Annotated in this window: 4 protein-coding genes and 2 pseudogenes; 1 reads left to right on the top strand and 5 read right to left on the bottom strand. The window is 45.3% G+C overall.

Annotated elements, in window-relative coordinates:
- The 5 genes and pseudogenes from KKC1_RS04835 to KKC1_RS04810 all read right to left on the bottom strand — a co-directional run.
- Positions 1-109 (bottom strand): annotated as a pseudogene (locus tag KKC1_RS04835) (recombinase family protein); the annotation flags it as partial.
- Positions 81-320 (bottom strand): DegT/DnrJ/EryC1/StrS family aminotransferase, encoded by a 240-nt coding sequence (locus KKC1_RS17755; RefSeq protein WP_088553369.1) that lies wholly within the window; start codon positions 318-320, stop codon positions 81-83. The pseudogene KKC1_RS04835 and the gene KKC1_RS17755, both read right to left, overlap by 29 nt.
- A 3-nt stretch (positions 321-323) precedes the next feature.
- Positions 324-848, bottom strand: coding sequence for a YwgA family protein (locus tag KKC1_RS04825; protein ID WP_088553368.1), 525 nt, complete (start codon positions 846-848; stop codon positions 324-326).
- A 48-nt stretch (positions 849-896) separates the two neighbouring features.
- A complete protein-coding gene (locus KKC1_RS04820; protein WP_088553367.1) occupies positions 897-1,181 on the bottom strand; it encodes a hypothetical protein in 285 nt (94 codons plus the stop codon).
- A 409-nt stretch (positions 1,182-1,590) separates the two neighbouring features.
- Positions 1,591-2,700, bottom strand: a pseudogene (locus tag KKC1_RS04810) (DegT/DnrJ/EryC1/StrS family aminotransferase).
- A 294-nt stretch (positions 2,701-2,994) separates the two neighbouring features.
- Here KKC1_RS04810 and KKC1_RS15670 point away from each other — a divergent pair.
- Positions 2,995-3,183, top strand: coding sequence for a hypothetical protein (locus tag KKC1_RS15670; RefSeq protein ID WP_143288675.1), 189 nt, complete (start codon positions 2,995-2,997; stop codon positions 3,181-3,183).
- Positions 3,184-3,242: the final 59 nt, after the last annotated feature.

Raw genomic sequence — 3,242 nt, 5'->3', positions numbered from 1 at the left:
CCGTCTTGGCTACCGCCACACCCTGGCTGTTCGCAAATTCCAGAAGCCTGGCTACCTGCCGGTCTAAGTCTGCTTTCTGGTCAGCGCTGGATACTCTGGCGTATACAGCCCTCTATGAATATAGATTTATGCCGGTGGCGGATGCAAAAAGCTGAACGGACTTTCAAAGAAGGGGAACAGCCTACCGCTAGCCCGTGTTTTTCCGCTATTTCCCCTACCCGCTCCATATCCACCGGCTGGCCGAAAACGTGCACCGACAAAATAGCTTTGGTGCGCTCCGTTCCCCTTACCGCATAAGCCTTTGGTTTAAACTTAGCCACAAACTATTGCCTATAAAACTTCTCCAGGTACCTCAACGCATCCTCAATCTCTCCATCTTGATATGCCTGATCAGGCTTTAGTTCTTTAACCTCTTTAAAGACCTCATCAGGCGAAAGTCCGCTTTTTAACAGGAACCAAAGTGTAGCTTTAAGTTCGAGATCTCTCGCATCAAACGAATTTAACTCCTTGAGCAGGTCAGCAAAATCTAATAGTTCACTGTATGATTTAGAATGAGCGGCTACAAACTCTTTTCCTTTCTCGGTAAGGTAATACCTGTATTGGATGTACCCCCCTGCAGTAATTGTTTTTTCCTCCTCAATTAGTCCTAACCACGTCATTTCTCTCAACTCAGTAGCCAATTTTTCTGAAAAGGGACCATAAATATGATAATCAAAGTCTTCTCCAAAAGGCGCTCCAAACTGCTGAGCCAAATAAACTATCTTTTGTATTTTTTTTCGTCCCCTAACTTCACCTAAAATATCAATAAGTTTTCCTAACATAGCATAAGTTTCTAACCTTCCTCCCATTCCTCCCTACCTGTGCCTTATTCTTGTTCAACTTAACAACGCTATAACTTAACTACCGTGAAAAATTCGTTCTACTTCTTTCCTACACTCTTTATTGGGAACATAAATATACATCCCAACTTGACGTCTTCCAGCAATTGCACGAATCGGATCAGACAGTTTGGAAATTTCCGTAGGTCTACCTTGTTTGTTCATAACTAAAATCGGAGGTTTCTGTTCCTCTTCCTCTTGCGTATAGTAATCATAGGCTACGTTAGAAGTGTAATCTACTAAAAGATAATAATCAGGATCAAATTTATATTTTCTTAAAATGTCTTTAACCTTTTCGCTCAAGTCAAAAGGAGCATTTTCTGCTAAAACAATAGGTTTTGAACAACTTCCTGTTTAGCATCCTTAAAGACAAATCACGCAGAATCGCGTTTTTACTACCAGTCCAAATTTTAATTGCTTGAAAGATATCTGTATCATCAATCATCAAATAGTTTTCTAGGTCAACCTTTCCAGCCAAAAAGGATAAAATCAACTTTGGTGTTTCTTCGTCCAATAAATTCTCATGATAAAGATATTCTGCGCGTTTCCATATTGACTGTATCAACTTTTCTAAACCACGCGTTGTTTTGTGAAAGTAAATTTGCCAGTAAGCATAATACCGGATAAACACAAATTGCTCTGCTACCGGTAATCCTTTTCTTATGTTACGCGAACATATGTTCTATGTCAAGTTTTTCTATTCTCAAATTGTCTAACTATTCAAAGCCCTCTCCAGCGTCTTCACTACATAATCAACCTGCTCTTCCGTGAGGTTGTTGTAAAACGGCAGGGCGATGGTTGATTTGGCCACCCGCTCGGTCACCGGAAAGTCGCCTTCTTTGTATCCAAACTGTTCCACATAAAACGGCTGCAGGTGAATGGGGGTAAAATAAGGACGGCATGCCACACCATGGGCCGTCAGGTACTCCATTACCTTATCCCGGTCAATGCCTTCCTCCAGCCGGATCACATACACAAACCAGCTCATCTTGTTCACTTCTGGAGCTACATAGGGCACCCTCACCCCTTCCATCTCCCGCAGCCTCTCGTTGTACATCTGAGCCACCTTTTCCCTCTTGGCCAGCAGATCTTCTATCCGCTCCAGCTGGGCAATCCCCAGAGCTGCGCTCAGCTCATCCATCCGGTAGTTATACCCCAGCCGCTCGTGGCAGAGCCACGCTCCGTCCTCTCCCCGCCCTTGGTTGCGCATGCTGCGGCAAAGCTTGGCTATCTCCTCATCGTCGGTAACGATTACGCCGCCTTCGCCGGTGGTCATCTACTTATTCGGGTAAAAGGCAAATACCGCCCCTTCGCTCTGCGTTCCCGCTTTTCTGCCCCTGTATTCCGCCCCAATCGCCTCGCAGGCATCTTCTATTACCGCCAGCCCGTGTTTTTGGGCTATTTCCCCTACCCGCTCCATATCCACCGGCTGGCCGAAAACGTGCACCGGCAAAATGGCCTTAGTGCGTTCTGTAATCTTTTCCTCAATCCTGTCTACATCAATGTTCAAAGTCAGCGGGTCTATATCCACAAATACCGGCCTAGCCCTCTCGTAAAGAATACAGTTGGCCGAAGCCACAAAACTAAAGGGGGTGGTAATCACTTCGTCCCCCTCGCCGATACCCAGGCTGCGCACCAAAAGGTGAAGCCCGCTGGTCCCGCTGTTCACCGCCACCGCAAACCGCCGACCGACGTACGCAGCCATTTTCTCTTCAAATTCCTTCACCTTCGGCCCCATACTCAACCACCGGGACCGCAACACTTCATTGACCAGTTCAATTTCCCTCTCCGTAATATCCGGGCCGGAAAGAGGTATTCGCATAAACATGCACTCCTATTCGCTAACAAGATGAGCTGAGAAAATTAACACCTGTTCTTATGAAACTTGCCGAACTTACTTTTCATCCGTAGCATAACTTCTACCTACTGTAATTAGCACCAGAAAAAGGCATTGGGACTTCTAGACCCTGCTCTAATCTAGTTTCTATCCACGCTCTCTTAGCATCCCCTCCCATAGCAATTATTTACCTTAATTTGTTGAAAAGTTATCAGGGCGACCAATTATATCAACGGTAAACCTCCAGCAGGGAATTCTCCTGGAAAGAAGGAAATATAAATGGGATTGTTGCGAAGCCTAAAACTGCTCATGTTGTTGAAGAAAGCGCTACAATCTACCTCCTATGACGAAATATCGGCCACCTTGGGAAAATTACACGGGTTCCCGCAAAAAGCCGGCCAACATTTGACTCTATACCTCACGGACAGATTTCAATCCTTCTACCGGCTGTACAGTATGAGTCAATAAATATCGGGGGCCAAGAAGGAAAATGAGGCCCTGCTCCATAAGAGTAAATATACCCAAAA

The sequence above is a fragment of the Calderihabitans maritimus genome (assembly GCF_002207765.1).
GTDB lineage: Bacteria > Bacillota > KKC1 > Calderihabitantales > Calderihabitantaceae > Calderihabitans > Calderihabitans maritimus.
This window is presented reverse-complemented; position numbering and strand designations above follow the sequence as displayed.

Coding starts and splice junctions, on each gene's coding strand:
- KKC1_RS04825 (WP_088553368.1), bottom strand. CDS start 848: ATGGGAGGAAGGTTAGAAACTTATGCTATGTTAGGAAAACTTATTGAT.
- KKC1_RS15670 (WP_143288675.1), top strand. CDS start 2,995: ATGGGATTGTTGCGAAGCCTAAAACTGCTCATGTTGTTGAAGAAAGCG.